Source organism: Bacillus sp. Brlt_9 (assembly GCF_051948935.1).
Taxonomy (GTDB): domain Bacteria; phylum Bacillota; class Bacilli; order Bacillales; family Bacillaceae_G; genus Bacillus_A.
This window is the reverse complement of the sequence record NZ_JAYJLO010000006.1, coordinates 100,918-119,640: the sequence shown is the minus strand read 5'-3', so window position 1 is coordinate 119,640 and position 18,723 is coordinate 100,918. Positions and strand designations below refer to the sequence as shown.

The following is an 18,723-nucleotide window of genomic DNA, read 5'->3' as shown; positions in this document are numbered from 1 at the left end:
TAAAATTTACAAAAGAACTGATAAACCTCTATAAAAAGTATTTAAAGTAGTAACAAATATGTACAATAATTCCAACTATAGAAAATACAATGCTTCCTAGATTAAACGCAGAAAGTTTTGCACGATGAACTTGGGCTGTTTGTATGTTGTATTTCTCTTTTATTTATATATTCCCAAGTAAAACAACATAATATCACTATGAATTCCTATAACAATATGAGTTTTTGCATATTTCAAAACTTAATATATCCTTCAAAAAGTTTTAATAGTATAATATGTTTTGTCATATTATTTTAGATTTTTCGACAAAAAAACATAAATAGAGAACGAATTGGGAGAAGGAATTATGTACACAAAACTATTAAAATCAATTACATCATTAACACTTATTGGTGGTGCTTTATTGTCTACAAATGGCAGTGATGTGAGAGCTGCTGAGGCGGGTATTTTTTCTGATGTGCCTACATCGCATTGGTCGTATCCGGCAATTAAAGATTTGGCGGGTAAAAATATTATTTCAGGCTATGGAAATGGGAAATTTGGTTTCGGTGATGTTGCGACGAGAGAGCAAGTTGCAGCTTTAATTTATCGTGCGCTGGTACCAAATAAGCAAGGTGGTACGTTTAGTAATGATGGTGCTCGTTACGTATTACAAGATGGATCAACTTTAAACAATCCGTATCGAGATATTCGCTCAGGTGCAACATTGTTTCCTGAAGAGGTTTTAACGTTAACGAAATTAGGGATTTTTAAAGGTGATGCAAACGGAGGTTTTAGGCCGAAAGATTTTGTTAGCCGTGCAGAAATGGCGCAAATTATTAAAAATGCTTTTCAAGTTTCGGCTAAGCAAAAGCATACATTTAATGATGTTCCGAATGGTTTTTGGGCAGAAGGGGCGATTAGTGCAGTGCAGTCAAACGGGATTGCATCTGGTACAGGCGACGGGAAATTTGAACCTGCTAAAACGGTAACGCGTGAACAGTATGCACAGTTTTTATATAATGCTTTGCAATATAAAAAGCCTGCGGTTGCGGTGCAAGATACAGGGGATGCGGCATTATTAGCAGCATTCAAAGATGAGGTGCAAAAGCGTATTAATGCGTATGAGACGAATATTACACTTTCGTATAAAACGAAAAATAGTAATACAAAAGAAGTGATGAATACACTTTTTAATGCCTATAAAGAAGTGGCAAGTAAAAATGAGTATACGAATTATAATAGATCGAATGTTTCATATGGACTTTCTGGATCACCTGGAAATTATACGTTTACGTTAAAGATTACATACCGTGAAACGAAAGAACAAACGGAATATGTAATGAAGCAAGCGAAGGCAATCGTTTCTTCGATTACGCAAGTTGGAATGGATGATCACGAAAAAGTGAAGGCGATTCATGATTATGTCGTAAAACACGTTTCTTATGATACGTCTTATAAAGCTTACACCGCATATGAAGCACTCGTAAATCGTTCTGCGGTTTGCCAAGGTTACGCACTATTAACCTATCAATTATTAAAAGAAGCTGGAGTTGAGAATCATTTTGTAGTAGGAACTGGAGACGGTCAGCCTCATGCTTGGAATTTAGTGAAAATCGAAAACAAATGGTATCACCTTGATACAACATTCGACGATCCTGTGCCAGATGAACAAGGCCGCACAACGTATTCTTATTTCAACTTATCTGATGAGCAAATTGCAAGAAATCATGAATGGAATAGAAGTGACTATCCGCAAGCTACAACAAATTATTATGATACATTGACAAGTAAAATCGCAGGGGGTAATGCTAAAACAGCTGCATACCAACAGATTTTAAAAGATACAAAGTTAAATTATTTAGGAAATGAATACATTGCAAATAACTATAATGAATTCAAAAATAAAATGCAGCAGCGTTATAACGAAAAGTTGCCAAAGATTGAAATTCTTTATAAACAATCAATGGATGGTGCATTGCAAGATGTGAAAAAAGTAATTGGAGAAATCGGTTATCCGCAAGGGGCAAACCGTGTTTCTTATAAAGCGGAGCCGTATAATGCGAAAGAAGGATATTCTTTAGTGACGATTACGTTTATGTAAAAAAATAACCTAGATCCTATGGGATCTAGGTTATTTTTTTAACTTAATTTGACATATACAGTCCAACTGTATAAAATAAAACTATACAGTTTAACTATATAGTTTAGCTATATAGTTATCGTTACATTGGAGGTCTTTATGAATAGAGATAAAAATTTACCATTAACGGAAACAACGTATTACGTTCTTTTAGCGTTATTAGAGCCAGCTCATGGATATTTAATTATGCAAAAGGTGGAGGAACTGAGTAATCATCAAGTGAAAATCGCAGCGGGTACATTGTATGGTGCGGTTGAAAATTTATTAAAACAAGGGTTAATTGAATCGGTAAAAAGTGAAGATAAACGAAGAAAAGTGTATGTCATTACGGAACGCGGGAAAGAAGTATTGCACTTAGACTTTATGAGAATGCAGCACATTATTGCGGTTACAAAGAGTTTATTACACGTATAGTTAGGGGGAAACGATGATGTGGAGATTGAAATTCTTTTTAGACTTTGAGAAAGAGGAAAAATGGTTAGAAGAGATGGCTTGGAAAGGTTATCAACTAGAAAGCACTACATTTGGTTATACATTTAGATATACAGAGCCGGAAGATGCGACGATTAGAATAGACCATAGAGTATTTAGTAGAAAAAGTGAATTTATGAATTACTGCACACTATTTGAAGATAGCGGCTGGGAGCATATAGCAGGTAATCGGTGGTCAGGTACGTACTATTTTAAAAAGGTAAATGAGGAAAGCGAAGATGACATTTTTTCAGATCAAATGTCACGAGCGGGGAAGTATAAGCGTCTATCTAAAACATTTTTAGAATTAGCTATGTGCTCTATTCCGATATTAATCCTATTTATGTTTAATGACACGATTCATTTAGGAGCACTTGCAAATCCGAAAGAACTATATTTTACGCCAGGACTATGGGATAAGCAAGGTGTATCATTTCTATGGTCATTCTTATTTGAAACACCATTAGCATTGATGAGAGGCTTTGCATGGTTGTTTATCCCTACTGCAATTGTTATGTATTTAGTTTGTTCGTATAAAGCAAATCGATTGTATGAAGAGAGAAGATGATAGGATGAATCCCCTTAAAGCTGATGCTTTGAGGGGCTTTTTTGGATTTCGACATCCGGGTTTAATTGTAAGATATTTACTTTGTGAGCGTTTGAATGTGATATAATTTTGATAATAATATTCCTTAGGAGGATGATGATCATTCAGACAATTTTAGGTATTATTGGAGCAATTGTTTTACTTGCATTTGTTATCCACCCCGGTGTCCCAGACAAACGTGTCCCTCTAAAAAATAAACTCGCAGTAATCCTGCCATTGGTTGTTATAGCCGGTTTCATTTCTTTGTATATATAATGAAAACAAGTACTGATCAAGTAACATTAAGATGGGGAGAGAAGTATATATATTTACTTTTCTACCTATGCGTAGTCCCATTAGGAGATTGCTTATCATGAGATTTAATAAATACACAGTCATGCTTATGTTTCTAGCTTTTGGCTCAAATGCCGCATTATCTATGTGGCTCAAGCAAGGACTTTTAGGTGTTATCGCGGCTATTGTTCTTTTGTTAATCGCTGCATGGACTACAAAAAGACCTCATACAGACAACCAGCACAAGTAAATTATTGTATTTCTCAATAAACAAAAACAACTTAACATGGTAAAATAATAATTGGATGGGAGTCCAATACATATTATTAAAATTAAGATGGTTCAAGTCGGAGGAAGGCACCTTAGGGTGTCTTTTCTTTTTTAGGAAATTGCACTTTAAAACGTTTTTTAGATACAAAATAACCGATTTCTTATACGTTAAGAAATCGGTTGTTTTTGGGGAGCTTTTTCTTGTAATGATCTTAAATGATTAATTTAAGGTTATCCACTTAAATCATAAATAAAAGATAGAGTAAAAACTATATAAGAAATAAATGTCACGAAAACAAGAAAACATATAAACTGAGAATTAGATACATATTGTTCTATTCTTTTTTTCATGTTAATTCGTATTCTTTTTCAAATGTGAAGTATCAATTGGAATTTGAGCTTTCCAAGATCCAATTACTTTTCCAATTCTAGTTATATTTACGTCTAAAGTAAGAGGCTGTTTAAAAACGTCTTTTTTTTCAGTAGTTATAACAAATGTAGAAACACCTTCGGGTCTATCATTATCACGAATGCCTATTTTATCTAATTTTTTACCTGCTGCTATAAGTTCAAAAGGAAGACGATCATCTGCATCATGGATAAATGATAGCCTCCCATCATTTTTAATCTCAGGGTTTTCCTCTTGCTGCCCATTCACTTTACCATCACTTTCGAGATCTAATCCTGATGTATTAAATTCAAATGGTACTAAACTTCCATCAGCTTTTTCCATTCTATAATGAACTGATATACGTGAATCTGCGATAAATAATTCTTTGAGATGTACGGTAATACCTTGATCTGTAATTTTTTCATCAATAGGAATATATTTACCATTCTTCATCATATCTTGTGTGATACCATTTTCATCTTTTATTCCTTCATTTACAACTTTATCATTTGTAATTGCATCAGAAAAATATGAAGCAACATTTGTAGCCGCTACTTGTACTTGTGGAATCATTGCTGTTGTGAAAAGTGCTGCTGCAGCTACTGCTGTATACATAAAACGTTTTGATTTTTTACTCATGTTTGTAAACATCCCCTTCTTTTGTGGTTTTTTCTGTTTTATATTAGAAACATTGTCTAACTTGGAACGACTTTCAAATGTTTTCCATGCTTGTTCTATATCAATTTTGATTTCTTGTGGTGAGATTGCACATTCTTCATCTAGCATTACGTTTTCCCATTGATTTAATTTGCTGATTTCTACTAATAAATCTTGGCATGTTTCACATGTATCTAGGTGCTTTGTGAATTCTTTTCTTATATCATGAGAAAGTTCGCCATCAATATATGTTTGAATAAATCCGATATCATAACATTTCATTTGTTATGCCTCCTCCATTTGTTTATAAATCTTACGAAATTTCATTTTGGCTCGGACCAATAATGTTCCAATAGAAGATATTTCAATTTGAAGTATTTCTGCAATTTCTTTATATTGAAAACCAGAGAATTTCATTAGTAAAAGGGTTCGTTCGCGATCATTCATTTTATTTAGTATCGTTTGGACCTTTGTAATTTCTTCTTTTCTTATCCAATCATCGTCTAATGATGAAACATTTTGTACTTCATGGTATTGTATTTCTTTATCAATCTTCGCTTGCTGCCTTTTTTCAGAGCGAAAATGGTTATAAGCAACATAAGTAGAAGATTTAATCAACCATCCAGGTATGTTTTCAATTCCTTTCCAATCGCTACGATATAATTGTAAAAATACTTCTTGTGCTAACTCTTCAGCGATAGATTGATCTTTAACAATCCATATAATCTGTTTCACAGCATAAGCATAGTACTGCTTAAATAAATATTCAAAGGTCATATTAGAAGCATGACTTTCTTCGTTTTCTATGGTTAACATATTAGTTTAAACCTCACTTTCAATTTGATACCTGTATTATAGAGAAACCAGAAAAACGGATTTTGTGACAGTTTTTCTAGTTATTTTTTTATCTTTTTTATGATGTACTAAAAAGTATTGATCTGATTAAAAGATACATGCAAAAAAGGGAAATAAAAACATAAAAACTATAACTCTTGCAGTAGTTGTCTATTAGCGTACAAGAAAACAGTTAGTTTGTTGCCAAATTGTATCTAAACGTACAATTTTCTTTTTGCTAAATGAGAGTTTTGCTTGAAAGAAGATAAATTTTCAATGGATTACTACCATGAGTATATAGATAAAGTTCATCCATATATTTGTAGAAAGGAGGGATTCAAATGAAGAGAGAGGGTAATAAGATTGGTCATTTTACATCTGAAAAAGGAAAAAAAGATTTTCAAATTGCCTACGATGAATCAATGGCACTTCTTCCAGCACCTAACGATACGAAAGATATAAAAACTACATATGGCATAATTCGTACGTATTACTTTACTAAAGAGGAAAATAAACATAAGGAACCAATGCTTTTACTCCATGGACGTGGTGCATCTACTCCAATGTGGGTACCGAATTTAGAAGGGGTAAGGGAGAAAAGGCCTGCTTACACAATCGATTTACTCGGTGAACCTGGGATGAGTGTGCAAACGAAGGTGATTGAAAACCAAAAACAACAAGCAGAATGGTTAAATGAAGTAATTGAAGGATTAGGTTTAGAAAAAGTGCATATCGTCGGTGTCTCCATTGGAGGTTGGACAGCAATGAACTTGGCTAGATATAACCCTGAGCATATTGCTACGGCTAGTTTACTGGACCCAGTCTTTGTATTTGCGCAAATATCCATAAAGATGATTCTAGCATCTATTCCAGCTTCCGTTCCTATTGTGCCTAAGTTTATAAGAGAAAAGATGTTAAGTTATGTTTCTGGGGGAGCAGAAATAAATGACGATGAACCTATTGCTAAATTAATCGAGTCGGGTATGCGTAATTATAAATTGAAAACGCCAGCACCTGATTTATTTAGTAAAGAAGATTTAAAAAATATCAATGTTCCAGTGCTTGCCTTAATGGCTGAAAAAAGTACAATGCATAATTCAGTAAAAGCAGTTGAAACTGGGAAAAAATACGTTAAAGATATAGATATAGTGAACTGGAAAAATGCATCTCACGCAATTAATGGTGAGTTCTCTAACGAAGTGAATGCGAGGATCCTTGATTTTATAGAAAAACATTCTACTGATAACTAAGTGGAAAATATGTTGTAATAACAACTTTATCTATTTTCATGAATATGTACAATTACATAAAATTTCAGAGGAAAAGAGAGTATACTTTCTTATTGTGTAATAAAGATAAAGCCCGCCTACGGAAATAGGCGAGCTTTTTTAACATATAAGGAAAAGATAACTTTGCAAGTACCTTTCTTCGAATTAAAATATTTTACTAGGTTAATCTTTGTGATGATTATCTCTTTTCATTTAAAGGAACTAGAGTAGTGCATCACTTTATTTTTAAGCATCCTTCTCAACAAATATGAATATTTTCATTATCCTTTTCACTACAAAGGGTAGTAATTTAGAAGCTAAAAATGCAAGCACGAAAGCAATTCCCCATGTTTTCAGCCATGATTTGAGAAATAAAGCTGTATACCCAACGTTCATTGAAACCATGACGAAAGAGATAATACTAGATATACCTAAAATCATAAAGAGATTAAAAATCATTGGTTCAAATTTTTTATTGATTTTCAAAATTAACACCTATTTTCTATATATGCTTTGCTGTCTTTAATTTTACCAACATCTAATCTTACAGTTTGAAATCTAGGTTGTCCAGCTTGTTGTACTTTTCTGCAATAGCAACAATAGGTATATAACTATAGAGTAAATAAACGTCTTCATAATATATCATTAATATTTCTGCTTTGGATGATAAGGAGCAGAATTCAATAGGCTGTATGAAGAGAGAAAGGATCCCCTTAAAGGAGATCCTTTTTACATTTTAAAAAAATCTTTCATCATTTTCGCATCTTTAATATTCACTGTCACAGCTTCAACCTTATCTTTCTTCTCATCTTTAACAATCGTAATTTGTTCCTTATTATCAACCCACACAAGAAACTCTTCTTTTGCGTCATCTTTATATGTAACGGTAATAGTAGAATGCGCAGATTCTCGCTTTTTTTGATCAAGTGTAATTGTTTTAGGAGTGCCTTTTTGAACTGCTGAAATGATAGAATTTATCATTTCTTCGTTGTCTGTTTGAGATTTTGAAATGTTGTTATTTATTGTGCTAAGTATTTCAATGTCTGTAATATTTGCGGAGTTTAATTGAAAGGTATTTTGTGTATGTTCTTGCTTAGCTTGTGGAGCTTTGTCTGTAGCTGAGGTGCTTGCACAGCCTATTAAAGTGAAAGATAGAGCGGTTAGAGCGCATATAGATATGATTTTTTTCATGATATCCCTCCTCACTTTTAATTATAACAATTTTCTGTTAATTTAGGTGGTTATTGTAAGAGGAAATGTTTTAAAGTGGTAAATTATGTTGTTTATTCTCTATTAAAATCAAAATTCACATAACTTTTTTCATATTTTATGTTTAACATTTCGAAAATGGGTGTACTACATATAATATAACAAATAATTCATTTTAGAGGAGGAAGGTAAAGATGGAAACGAAGTATAGTAAACCTTTTGTATATGAATTTATTACGGAGAAAGAGGTCATGAATGCGGTGAATGATCTAGTGAAGAAAGGGATAGACCAAAAAGATATTTACGTATTAACACATGAGAAAGAAAGGACAGATAGAATCGCAGATAATGCAGACGTGAATACAATTGGAATAAAAGAGGAGGGACTTGGGACAAGTATTATTAACGTCTTTCAAAAAACGGGAGATCAGTTAAGAAATAAAATGCAGGAGTTAGGGCTTAATGAGGAAGAAGCGAACTTCTACGAAGAAAAGCTAGATGAAGGGAAGATCTTGTTATTCGTTAAAGATTTAGAAAGAGTTGGTGAATGGTTACAAGAAAGAAGATGCATGTATTCTATTTAAATTTGTATCCTTTATATCTATAAATCTATTACGAAAAGGAGATTGGAAATATGAGTGAGAGCGGGCTAAAAGAACAAATTACGGGTAAAGTTGAAAAGAAAAAGGGGCAAGTAAAAGAAGGAATTGGTGAAGTTACAGAAGATAGAGAGTTGAAAAATGAAGGGAAGTGGGAGAAGACGAAGGGAACGATAAAAGAAAAAGTCGGAAAAGTGAAACAAAAGATAAGTGATGAGTTGGATCATAAAGAATAATACATGTTTATCAAGCTTTGGTTACATACCAAAGCTTGATAAACCCAATATAAAAATATATAGGAGGTCTAATTGTGGGACTTATTATTACGTGTATTGTAGGTGGACTTATTGGTGCATTAGCTGGAATGATTACGGGAAAAGACTTTCCTTTAGGTATAGTTGGTAATGTGATTGCCGGATTAATCGGATCTTGGGTAGGTAGTGCATTATTTGGTCATTGGGGTCCTGAATGGGGAGGCATCTTTATTCTTCCAGCTTTATTAGGTGCAATCGTCTTTATTTTAATCGTTACATTCTTTTCTAGAATGCTACGGAAGGCGTAAGTATGATAATGAATAGTAATCTTAAGTTTATTATATATAGCTATAAAGTGAATGAACTGATAAATATACATAAAAAAGCATCCAATTAAGCTAATTTGGATGCTTTTTTTATGTAATCTGCATAGGAATGAGTGGAGGATGAAGAACCCCCACTCATTCAAATTACAATTTCTATTATGTATTAAACCATCGTTACTTTTTTACAATTATTTATTCTTACGACCTGCCTTGGTTCTATATGATATAAGTCCTCGCTATTACCTATATCCACTACAATTGTATTCGTTAGTATGTTAATAATGGAACCAATTAATTTTGTAGCATGGTCGTGTCGATAAGAAAATTGAACGAAATCTCCTTTTTTAAAGCTGTGCTCTTCCATAGATAGATCCCCCTAAAAATAATGTTTATACATAATACATACACAAATTTATAAAGTTTAAACATTTGATAATATTTTTTAAGTGTTAAGCTGAGAAAGGTGTAGAAAATTTATCCCGCTTTAACGGGCAGTAAGACCCCCACCTCAAAATTCAGCGGAAGCAAAGAAGTTAGGTGGGGGATCAACTGTCCGTAAAAGTCCGATTGGTGAAGGCTAATAATCAGTGGGGGATGAACAAAACCCCTACTGATTAAAGTTTCACTTTATTTATAATAAAAATAAAAAAATATGTTTAAAATTAATTTTTATGGGTAATTAACATAGTAGTAGTTTGAGATAAGGGGGCGGAAATGATGAATTTGGCAGTAAATATTTTGCAAAATGATTTAGGTTATACGGTGCAACTTAATGGTGAAATTGATGCGTATACGGCATCAGATTTAAAAAATAAGGTAATGCCTATTGCAAGCGAGAAAGAGGTTTATATTGTAGTAGATTTTACTGAGGTAGAGTATATGGATAGTACAGGTTTAGGCGTATTTATAGCTTTATTAAAAGCGATTAAGAAAAATGATGGAAAACTAGAGTTTATTGGTGTATCTAAAAGGTTAAAAAGATTATTTGATATTACAGGGTTAACAGAAATATTAAATTTGAATTCCGATTTTGAAAAAGTAGAAAGAAGGTGACTAGGGATGATGGAGAGATTTGAAAAGATAGAAATGAAAATTCCTGCAAAGGCAGAATATGTGGCTATTATTCGTTTAACAATGGCTGGTGTTGCGAATCGAATGGGCTTTGCTTATGACGATATAGAAGATATGAAAATTGCGATTAGTGAAGCATGTACAAATATTGTACAACATGCATACAAAGAAGACGTTGGAGAAATTGCAATTGTCTTTGGGCTATATGAAAATCGATTAGAAATTATGGTTGCTGATAATGGGGTTAGCTTTGATTTTAATAACTTAAAAAGGAAAGTTGGTCCGTATGATATTAGTAAACCAGTAGAACATTTGCCGGAAAATGGTTTAGGTTTATATTTAATCAATACGTTAATGGATGATATACAAATCATGCATGATGAGGGCATGACAGTTTTAATGACAAAATATATACAAAGAGAGCAGGTGGAGAATGATGGAAATCCAATCTCAACCTACGAATCTTACTAAAGAAGACGTTATTAAACTAATTGCAGACTTCCAACAAACCCAATGTGATGAAGCGCAAGAAAGATTAGTTAATCACTACAAAAATCTCGTATCTTCCATTGCATATCGTTATTCAAAAGGTGGACCGATGCATGAGGATATTATACAAGTAGGGATGTTAGGGCTCTTAGGCGCAATAAGAAGATATGATTATTCGATAGGGAATGCTTTTGAGCCGTTCGCAATACCTACGATAGTAGGGGAAATAAAGAAGTATTTACGTGATAAAACTTGGGGTATCCATGTTCCAAGGCGAATTAAAGATTTAGGCGGGAAGATTAAACTTGCGATAGAGGAGCTAACAGATCATTTGCAACGTTCACCGAAAATTATCGAGATTGCGGATCATTTAGGACTGTCCGAAGAGGAAGTACTAGAAATTATGGATGCGAAAAATAATTATCGCGTATCTTCCTTAGATGATGTAGTTGAAAATGCATCTGATGGCAGTTCGGTAGCGAGAATTGAATCTGTAGGTGAAGTAGAACAAGGATATGAAGAGACAGAAAGGCGTCTCGTTTTAAAGGATATTTTTAACGTATTAAATGATACGGAAAAGAGTGTTATTCATTATATATTTGGAGAAAATTTAAATCAAAAAGATACAGGGGAACGGTTAGGTATTTCACAAATGCACGTTTCTCGTATTAAAAGACAAGCAATAAGTAAATTGAAACAAGCCGCATTTTTAGATACATAAAAAATTTAAATAATGATGTTTAAAACATGAGAAAAGGGGTACTTATTAAGTATAGGAGGAGATACAAAAATGTCACACGATGTGAAAGAACTAATCGAAGGATTGAATGAAGATTTAGCAGGAGAATACTCGGCAATTATTATGTATAACCATAATGCAGCTACGGTTTCTGGTATATATAGACAAGTGTTAAAACCTTTCTTTGAATCTGAAATTAGTGATGAACAAGGACATGCCCTATATTTAGCGGAGAAAATTAAGACGCTAGGTGGTACACCTACTACAATCCCTTTACGAGTGAAACAAGTAGAAGATGTTAGAGAAATGTTAGAATACGCTAGACAATCAGAATATGAAACAATTAAGCGTTATGAAACGAGAAAAGAACAGGCAGCGAAATTAAATATGACAGAGTTAGTTGTAAAGTTAGAAGATATGATTGCAGATGAAACAAATCATATGGAAGAATTGGATCGTCTTTTAAATGACAAAGCAATGGTGCTAAATTAAAAGTGGAAAATTATAGAGTGAAAGAACAAACTCTCATTTCTGGGGGTTTGTTCTTTTGCTATATAAAAAATATGTTTGAGTACGAAATTTTCATTTTGAATCTGAGTATGCAATACTAGAAAAATAGAAAATGATAATAGATTTACATTTTAAATAAGAAAAGGGGAAATAACTTGTGTCCATTTTAATTGTCGATGATAATCCGGTTAACATCTTTGTAATTGAAAAAATTTTAAAACAGGCCGGATATCAGGACCTTGTATCGCTGAATTCTGCACAAGAGCTTTTCGAATATATCCATTTTGGAAAAGATTCTTCCAGGCATAATGAAATAGATTTAATACTATTAGATATTATGATGCCTGAAATTGATGGACTTGAAGTTTGTAGGCGATTACAAAAAGAAGAGAAGTTTAAAGATATTCCTATTATTTTTGTAACAGCTTTAGAAGATGCGAATAAATTAGCTGAAGCGCTTGATATGGGGGCAATGGATTATATTACGAAACCGATAAATAAAGTTGAATTGTTAGCGCGTATGCGTGTAGCATTACGCTTGAAATCCGAATTAAATTGGCATAAAGAACAAGAAGAAAATCTTCGTAATGAATTAGATTTAGCTACACAAGTACAAAGAAACTTATTAAGTAGCCCATTAAGAGAAGAGCATATAAAAATTGAAGCAAGTTACTTACCTTCATTCAAACTAGCTGGAGATATGTATTATTGGTATAAAATCGATGAAAACCGCTACGGTATTATATTATTAGATGTGATGGGACATGGTATATCTGCTTCATTAGTTTGTATGTTTATTTCGTCTGTATTGCGTGAAACGATTAAATGTTTAATTGATCCAGAACTTGTCATTAAAGACTTAAATAAATATATGACTCTTTTACATAATGAAAATGACAATATTCCATATTATTTTACAGCGATATACTTAGTAGTTGATACAGAAAAGAGAACAATTGAATATGTAAATGCAGGACATCCTGCTGGATACGTTTTAGTTGATGAAAAGAATGTAGTTGCACTAGATCGAGGAAGTTGTGCAGTAGGATTTTTTGATGAAATAAAAGTTGAAAAGACAGTTATACCTTTTGAGAAAAACGCTCAAATCGTATTGTTTACAGATGGTGTTCTTGAAGCAATTGCAAATGACGAATTTGAGTCTGAAGAGAAATTACGTGCTTTTACAGAAAGAAAATGGGGAGATTTAGAAGAAGAGATAGAAGGGTTTTATAAGGAAGAACAGAAGAAAGCACAATCAGATGATATGTGCCTCATTATGATACAAACGAATGCGAAATAAAAAGCGTATGAAATCCAAACAGAGGATTTCATACGCTTTTATTGTATTTTTTGATAGATTTGTTCGTTCGGATTAAATTGAATATAATGCGGCATTATATTTGAAAAACGTAGAGTTTCTTTATTTCCTAAACATAGGAATCCGTTGTGACCTAAACTTTCATAAAATAGTTGCTGTACTTGGTTTTGAAGTTTACTCGTAAAGTAAATTAAAACGTTACGGCACAGTATAATATGAAATTCATTAAAAGATTGATCAGTTACTAAATTATGTTGCGCAAAAATAATGTTTTGTAAAAGGGACGGATTAAAATAAGCAAAACGATTATCTGTTGAATAATAGTTAGAAAATGCTTGTGTACCGCCAGCTTGTAAATAGTTTTTCGTATAAGTTTGCATTTTATTTAACGGGAGGATACCCTGTTTTGCTTTCTCTAACACATTTGTATTCATATCTGTTGCGTAAATAACAGCTTTTTCACTTAATCCTTCTTCATGAAGTAAGATGGACATGGATAATACTTCTTCACCAGTTGCGCATCCAGCATGCCAAATTCTAATTTCAGGATGCTTTTTTAATTCAGGAATGACATGCTCTCTTAGCGCTTTAAAAAAGCTAGGGTTACGGAACATTTCAGTTACATTAATGGAGAAATCATTTAATACCTGTTCTAAAAAACCTTCCTCATGAATTACCTTTTCAATTAATTTTGAAATGGTAGGGGTATTAGAGAGCTGCATTCGATTACAAATTCTTCTATAAATAGATGTGCGAGCATATTGACGAAAATCAAATCCTGATAGTTTAAATACCGCTTCCAATAGTAATTCAATTTCTAAGTTTGTGCGCTTATCCGTATCTACAGATGGATCAAAATTATAATACTTATTTTCCACTGAAACTAAACCTCACTTATTTTATTAACCATACACTCATTACGGAATAGAGTTGATGTAAATTTAATGGTTTACTTATATAATCTGAAGCGCCAGCAGATAAACATTTTTCTTTATCATTTGGCATTGCTTTAGCAGTTAATGCGATAATAGGTATTTCATGTAACCCTAAGTTCATTCGGATATGTTCCATCGTTTCATAACCGTCCATATTTGGCATCATAATATCCATTAAGATAAGGTCGATATTTGTATTGTTTTTTAGTATTTCTAAACACTCTATGCCGTTTTGTGCAGTAATGATGTTGGCATGTTGTTTTTTTAATGCATTTTGTAATGCAAATATATTTCGATGATCATCATCGACAATTAAAATGGTTTTCTCTTGGAAGACGTTATTTGTTTCTGGAAGAACGATAGTTTCCTCAACAACTTCAGCAGGGATAACTTCATCTACCGTTGCTGCGACTTCTAAGTTGGATACTTGCATATCAGTTAATCCATTTGGAAGGTTAGGGATATATACGGTGAAAGTACTGCCTTCTCCTACATTGCTCTCTAACGTAATCCAACCACCTAACAATCTAGCAAACTCTTTACAAATAGATAATCCTAAGCCTGTACCACCATATTTCCGAATCGTTGCGCCGTCTGCCTGTTGGAAGGCTTCGAAAATAAGCTGATGCTGTTCTTTAGCGATACCAATACCAGTATCTTTTACCGAAATTGTCATCCAATCATTACTTATAGACTGCATATCATGACTCAAATTAGTTGCTTCTATTGAATCGAAATGTAAAGAGACAGATCCTTTTTCCGTGAATTTAAATGCATTGGATAATAAGTTTTTAATAATTTGTTCAATCCGCTTTGCATCTGTATAAAACAGATCAGGAATCGTATCACTGTCTTCAATCGTAAATTTAACATTTTTTTGTGCAGCTATATGTAAAAAGTTTTGATGCATACTTGCTGCCATGTCACTTATATTTGTTGCTTCAAAAATCACATCTAGTTTCCCGGCTTCTACTTTCGATAAATCTAGTATGTCATTAATTAAAGTAAGTAAATCTTTCCCTGATGAATGAATAACGGTTGCTAATTCAATTTCATCATCGGATAAATGATTATCATGATTTTCTTTTAACATTTCAGATAATAGTAAAATACTATTTAACGGTGTGCGTAATTCATGTGACATATTTGCTAGAAATTCTGATTTGTATTTTGAGCTACGTAATAACTCACTTGCTTTTTCTTCTAATTCTGATTTAGCGATTTGTAAGTCAGTTGTCTTCTGCTCCGCATCTTCCGTTCTAGACTCTAATTGTTCATTCGTTGTTCGTAATTCTTCGGCTTGCATTTGTAGTTCTTCCGCTTGCGTTTGCAATTCTTCTGATTGAACTTGCAGCTCTTCTGTCATTGCTTGTGATTCATGTAAAAGGGTTTGAATTCGCATACGTCCCATAATACTATGGATTGTTAAACCAAGGTTATCAACGGTTTGTTGAATTAAATCTTGATGTAAGTCTGAAATCTCAGTTACACTTACTAACTCCATGACCGCGATTACTTCATCCTCAAATAAGATAGGGATGACTAATAGGTTTTGAGGGCGTATTTCTAACAATCCAGTAGTAACGTAACGAAACTCTCCAGGTATGTCCCTGAGAATAAAGCTTTTCTTTTCTAAAGCAGACTGTCCAATGAAACCTTCACCCATTTTAATGGATTGTTTTCCAACATCAGAACTTTGATCTGCGAAAGAAGCTTTCTTTACATAGTAGACAGTTTCTTCAATTTCTTCACGTACATAAAATGCACCGCAAGAAGTTTGCGTTTTTTGTATAATGCCACTCAAAATTTTGTTACCTAGCATCTCAATAGAAGATACACCTTGATACATTAAAATTAACTCTGCAAGCTCGGTTTGTAGCCACTCTCTTTTCGATATTTCGTCTAGTAGATGGTTCGTTGTATGCGCAAGATCTTTTATTTCATCATGGGTGTTTACATGAATTCTTTCCGTAATTTTTTCTTTCGAAGAAATGGATTTAATAGCTTGAATTACATTTTTAATCGTTTTTGTAATGGAATTCGAAATATAAAGTGAAATGATAATAGAAATACAAGAAAGTAAGAACAATAAGCTGTATAACCAAATCTCTAATTTATTATTTTCAGTATCTAATTGTGCAGCTCTTTTTTTCGTTAGTTGTTCCTCTACACTACGGAAGTTCGTTAGCTGCGATTGTAATGACTGAATTTGAGTCGTGTCGATTGCTTGTACGTTATTACTATTGCTATTTGTAACTAGTGGATGAATCTCTTTATTAATCCAATTAATAATGTTTTCATTAATCTGTTTTAATTTTTCTTGCTGAGAGGGGTTATCCTCTAATAGAGCAAGAAGATCTTGATAATGTTTTTCGTAATCCTTTTCCGCAGCGTTAAGGGATTGAACGTAACTTGCATCATTAGAAGTGATAAATCCTTTCGCTTTATTTTCAATTGTTAGTAAATCTTTCTCCACTTGATTCGTTAAATTAAGAACTTTAAAATCGTGATCAATAATAAAATTACGAGATTTTTGTAAATTGGAAATCTCATTGTTTAACATAATGAAAGAAATAAGTAAGAACAAAATGATAACTAAATAACCAGCCATAATTTTGTAACGAATACTAAATTTTGCTTTCGAGTCCATTAAAAATTCCTACCTTCAAGATTATTAAAAGTTTTCGATTGTAAAGAATGAAAACGTAATATATATTATATCAGTTTTCGTAAGGCCAAACTAGAAATCCCCCTATTGTATTAGGGGGTTCGTTTTTCATAGAGGAAATCATTTTGAAATATAAAACTATATATGAAAAGTAACAATCGAGGGAATAGGGGGATCATAAAACTTTTAAGCAGGAAAGAGTGTTCTTAAAGCTTTTTTTGCATCTATTCCTTCAAAGATAAATAATACAAGTTCTCTTTTTTTGATAGTAAGGAAAAAGGATACTAATGTGCTTAAGTTTTTAATAGAAGTAAGTGTTCCGTGTTTACTTATAAATACATTCGTTTGAAATGTTGTCATTAAAGCATAAAAATGATGAATCTGCGTTATTGTAGGTGTTTCATTATAAAAAATAGTAGTAGAGTGAATTGCATTCATCGAAATATTCCTTTCCATATAGTAAGCATAACAATATAAACATACCCGTTTTAAAAAATGTTAAACATATAAAATTTAAAAAATATAATTATAGTTTTTTACGTTTAGAAAGAGTTGGAAAGGGTATACATGTACTATAACGAGATTGAACGAAGATGAATTGTAAGGTTTTATACTTTTACTTTAAATAAAAAGGAGACTGTTACATATGGATAAAATGATAACGGACATTACATTTGATTTCATTTACTTGTTAAGTAGTTCTCTTGTAATTCTTTTATTATTGGCGTTTTTCGTAAATGGTTATGTGAATAAAAAAATTAGTGTATATAAAAACGAAGAGTAATAAAGATAGATGATATAAAACTTTAGGAGGTTGCTAGTTATGAATGTGGATAGAAAAATAGTAGGTGTTTTTAGAACAATTGATGATGCAGCACTCGTCATTAATGAATTAAAAGATAAAGGATATGCAGCTGATAACATTTCAGCTATTGCGAAGGATCAAAAGGAAATTGAACATCTGGAAGAAAAATCGGGTGAAAAAGTGAATCATGAAACTGCACATAAAGCGGATATCTTTTCAGCGACAGGACTCGTAGCAGGAGGAGTAGCAGGCGGACTCGGTGGTTTATTAACAGGTCTTGGTGTACTTGCCGTATCTGGAATGGGTCCAATCGTAGCAGCGGGACCTATCGCAGCAGCTATTGGGGGAGCCGGTATTGGCGGAGGAGCTGGAAGTTTAATAGGAGCATTTATCGGATTAGGCATTCCTGAGGAACATGCTAAGAAATATGAAGAATACATTCACGATGGAAATATATTAATTTTAGTAGATGCAACATTAGATGATAAGTTAGAAATTTATAAAATATTTGATAAGCACAATGCGTATAACTCTGATTTCTATAAATAATATGTACTTCGTATATTAAATATAGTGAATATCGTTTTTTGATCTTACAACTTTGGCGCGGCCGAGGAGTCGTATGACTATAAGAGAGGAAGGGCTTATAGTAAAAGATCAAGTTCTATTCTATTATTTAAAAGGAAAGTGGTGTCTATTTGTGATTGTAAAAATATTAAAGGATAGTAGTAATAGCTTCCTTTGCACAGTCCAAAATAAAAATGGAGAGAAGTATGTGAAGAAATGGTTTCGCAAACAGAAAAACAATGAAGAATTAGGAAGACCAACTTTTAAAGAAGTAGAACGCGACTGGAAAGAAAATAGGGAATCGTTTATGTATCCTAATGTTAAAGCGCTTTATTAAAAT

General features: G+C 32.7%; 24 protein-coding genes. 16 read left to right on the top strand and 8 right to left on the bottom strand.

Annotation, left to right across the window (positions count from 1 at the left end; genetic code table 11):
* Positions 1-346: 346 nt before the first annotated feature.
* The 4 genes from VF726_RS22490 to VF726_RS22475 all read left to right on the top strand — a co-directional run bounded on the left by VF726_RS22490 (position 347) and on the right by VF726_RS22475 (position 3,723).
* Positions 347-2,083 carry an S-layer homology domain-containing protein gene (locus VF726_RS22490; protein WP_440172253.1) on the top strand — a complete coding sequence of 579 codons (1,737 nt, stop codon included), beginning with the start codon at positions 347-349 and terminating at the stop codon, positions 2,081-2,083.
* A gap of 138 nt (positions 2,084-2,221) precedes the next feature.
* Positions 2,222-2,536 carry a PadR family transcriptional regulator gene (locus VF726_RS22485; protein WP_001078063.1) on the top strand — a complete coding sequence of 105 codons (315 nt, stop codon included), beginning with the start codon at positions 2,222-2,224 and terminating at the stop codon, positions 2,534-2,536.
* A gap of 13 nt (positions 2,537-2,549) precedes the next feature.
* On the top strand, positions 2,550-3,161 hold the full coding sequence (locus VF726_RS22480; RefSeq protein WP_440172251.1) for a DUF2812 domain-containing protein: 612 nt from the start codon (positions 2,550-2,552) through the stop codon (positions 3,159-3,161).
* Between the two features lie 391 nt (positions 3,162-3,552).
* Positions 3,553-3,723 carry a hypothetical protein gene (locus VF726_RS22475; protein ID WP_440172249.1) on the top strand — a complete coding sequence of 57 codons (171 nt, stop codon included), beginning with the start codon at positions 3,553-3,555 and terminating at the stop codon, positions 3,721-3,723.
* A 372-nt stretch (positions 3,724-4,095) separates the two neighbouring features.
* On the opposite strand, the gene VF726_RS22470 is transcribed toward VF726_RS22475, so the two are convergent.
* Together VF726_RS22470 and VF726_RS22465 are read right to left on the bottom strand one after the other, a co-directional pair.
* A complete protein-coding gene (locus tag VF726_RS22470) occupies positions 4,096-5,073 on the bottom strand; it encodes a DUF4179 domain-containing protein (protein ID WP_440172247.1) in 978 nt (325 codons plus the stop codon).
* A gap of 3 nt (positions 5,074-5,076) precedes the next feature.
* The gene (locus tag VF726_RS22465; RefSeq protein WP_088114766.1) at positions 5,077-5,607 is read right to left on the bottom strand and encodes an RNA polymerase sigma factor SigX; all 531 of its coding nucleotides are present in this window, start codon (positions 5,605-5,607) and stop codon (positions 5,077-5,079) included.
* Positions 5,608-5,966: 359 nt separating this feature from the next.
* Here VF726_RS22465 and VF726_RS22460 point away from each other — a divergent pair, with 359 nt between their 5' ends.
* The gene (locus VF726_RS22460; RefSeq protein ID WP_440172245.1) at positions 5,967-6,875 is read left to right on the top strand and encodes an alpha/beta fold hydrolase; all 909 of its coding nucleotides are present in this window, start codon (positions 5,967-5,969) and stop codon (positions 6,873-6,875) included.
* A 264-nt stretch (positions 6,876-7,139) separates the two neighbouring features.
* Here VF726_RS22460 and VF726_RS22455 read toward each other — a convergent pair whose 3' ends face one another.
* Positions 7,140-7,379 (bottom strand): DUF2798 domain-containing protein, encoded by a 240-nt coding sequence (locus tag VF726_RS22455; RefSeq protein ID WP_440172243.1) that lies wholly within the window; start codon positions 7,377-7,379, stop codon positions 7,140-7,142.
* Positions 7,380-7,622: 243 nt separating this feature from the next.
* Positions 7,623-8,084 carry a hypothetical protein gene (locus VF726_RS22450; protein ID WP_440172240.1) on the bottom strand — a complete coding sequence of 154 codons (462 nt, stop codon included), beginning with the start codon at positions 8,082-8,084 and terminating at the stop codon, positions 7,623-7,625.
* 212 nt (positions 8,085-8,296) lie between these two features.
* On the opposite strand from VF726_RS22450, the gene VF726_RS22445 reads away from it, so the two are divergent.
* The 3 genes from VF726_RS22445 (at position 8,297) to VF726_RS22435 (ending at position 9,263) form a co-directional block, all read left to right on the top strand.
* On the top strand, positions 8,297-8,686 hold the full coding sequence (locus tag VF726_RS22445) for a general stress protein (RefSeq protein ID WP_440172237.1): 390 nt from the start codon (positions 8,297-8,299) through the stop codon (positions 8,684-8,686).
* A 50-nt stretch (positions 8,687-8,736) separates the two neighbouring features.
* On the top strand, positions 8,737-8,937 hold the full coding sequence (locus tag VF726_RS22440) for a CsbD family protein (protein ID WP_016089046.1): 201 nt from the start codon (positions 8,737-8,739) through the stop codon (positions 8,935-8,937).
* Between the two features lie 74 nt (positions 8,938-9,011).
* Complete coding sequence (locus tag VF726_RS22435) at positions 9,012-9,263, top strand: GlsB/YeaQ/YmgE family stress response membrane protein (RefSeq protein ID WP_000522902.1); 252 nt, start codon at positions 9,012-9,014, stop codon at positions 9,261-9,263.
* A gap of 181 nt (positions 9,264-9,444) precedes the next feature.
* Here the strand turns inward: VF726_RS22435 and VF726_RS22430 are convergent, their stop codons facing one another.
* Complete coding sequence (locus tag VF726_RS22430; protein ID WP_440172234.1) at positions 9,445-9,645, bottom strand: methyltransferase; 201 nt, start codon at positions 9,643-9,645, stop codon at positions 9,445-9,447.
* Between the two features lie 350 nt (positions 9,646-9,995).
* On the opposite strand from VF726_RS22430, the gene VF726_RS22425 reads away from it, so the two are divergent.
* The 5 genes from VF726_RS22425 to VF726_RS22405 all read left to right on the top strand — a co-directional run bounded on the left by VF726_RS22425 (position 9,996) and on the right by VF726_RS22405 (position 13,390).
* Entirely contained in the window at positions 9,996-10,334 is a 339-nt protein-coding gene (locus tag VF726_RS22425) for an STAS domain-containing protein (RefSeq protein WP_440172232.1), read from the top strand.
* Between the two features lie 6 nt (positions 10,335-10,340).
* Positions 10,341-10,823 (top strand): anti-sigma B factor RsbW, encoded by a 483-nt coding sequence (gene rsbW, locus VF726_RS22420; protein ID WP_000970576.1) that lies wholly within the window; start codon positions 10,341-10,343, stop codon positions 10,821-10,823.
* Positions 10,786-11,562 carry an RNA polymerase sigma factor SigB gene (gene sigB / locus VF726_RS22415; RefSeq protein ID WP_440172229.1) on the top strand — a complete coding sequence of 259 codons (777 nt, stop codon included), beginning with the start codon at positions 10,786-10,788 and terminating at the stop codon, positions 11,560-11,562. Before rsbW ends, sigB begins: the two co-directional genes overlap by 38 nt.
* A 69-nt stretch (positions 11,563-11,631) precedes the next feature.
* Positions 11,632-12,072: a ferritin-like domain-containing protein gene (locus VF726_RS22410; RefSeq protein WP_060629808.1), complete on the top strand. Its 441-nt coding sequence runs from the start codon at positions 11,632-11,634 to the stop codon at positions 12,070-12,072.
* 175 nt (positions 12,073-12,247) lie between these two features.
* Entirely contained in the window at positions 12,248-13,390 is a 1,143-nt protein-coding gene (locus tag VF726_RS22405) for a SpoIIE family protein phosphatase (protein WP_440172227.1), read from the top strand.
* Positions 13,391-13,428: 38 nt separating this feature from the next.
* Here VF726_RS22405 and VF726_RS22400 read toward each other — a convergent pair whose 3' ends face one another.
* The 3 genes from VF726_RS22400 to VF726_RS22390 form a co-directional block, all read right to left on the bottom strand.
* A complete protein-coding gene (locus tag VF726_RS22400; protein ID WP_440172225.1) occupies positions 13,429-14,286 on the bottom strand; it encodes a CheR family methyltransferase in 858 nt (285 codons plus the stop codon).
* A 16-nt stretch (positions 14,287-14,302) separates the two neighbouring features.
* Positions 14,303-16,993 (bottom strand): ATP-binding protein, encoded by a 2,691-nt coding sequence (locus VF726_RS22395; protein ID WP_440172223.1) that lies wholly within the window; start codon positions 16,991-16,993, stop codon positions 14,303-14,305.
* Between the two features lie 204 nt (positions 16,994-17,197).
* Positions 17,198-17,449, bottom strand: a complete 252-nt coding sequence (locus VF726_RS22390; protein WP_440172221.1) for a hypothetical protein — start codon at positions 17,447-17,449, stop codon at positions 17,198-17,200.
* Between the two features lie 208 nt (positions 17,450-17,657).
* Between VF726_RS22390 and VF726_RS22385 the strand changes: the two genes are divergently transcribed.
* The 3 genes from VF726_RS22385 (at position 17,658) to VF726_RS22375 (ending at position 18,720) form a co-directional block, all read left to right on the top strand.
* The gene (locus VF726_RS22385; protein ID WP_000359813.1) at positions 17,658-17,795 is read left to right on the top strand and encodes a hypothetical protein; all 138 of its coding nucleotides are present in this window, start codon (positions 17,658-17,660) and stop codon (positions 17,793-17,795) included.
* A 39-nt stretch (positions 17,796-17,834) separates the two neighbouring features.
* Complete coding sequence (locus VF726_RS22380) at positions 17,835-18,365, top strand: general stress protein (protein WP_440172219.1); 531 nt, start codon at positions 17,835-17,837, stop codon at positions 18,363-18,365.
* A gap of 73 nt (positions 18,366-18,438) precedes the next feature.
* Positions 18,439-18,720 (top strand): DUF4028 family protein, encoded by a 282-nt coding sequence (locus VF726_RS22375; RefSeq protein WP_440172217.1) that lies wholly within the window; start codon positions 18,439-18,441, stop codon positions 18,718-18,720.
* Positions 18,721-18,723 lie beyond the last annotated feature (3 nt).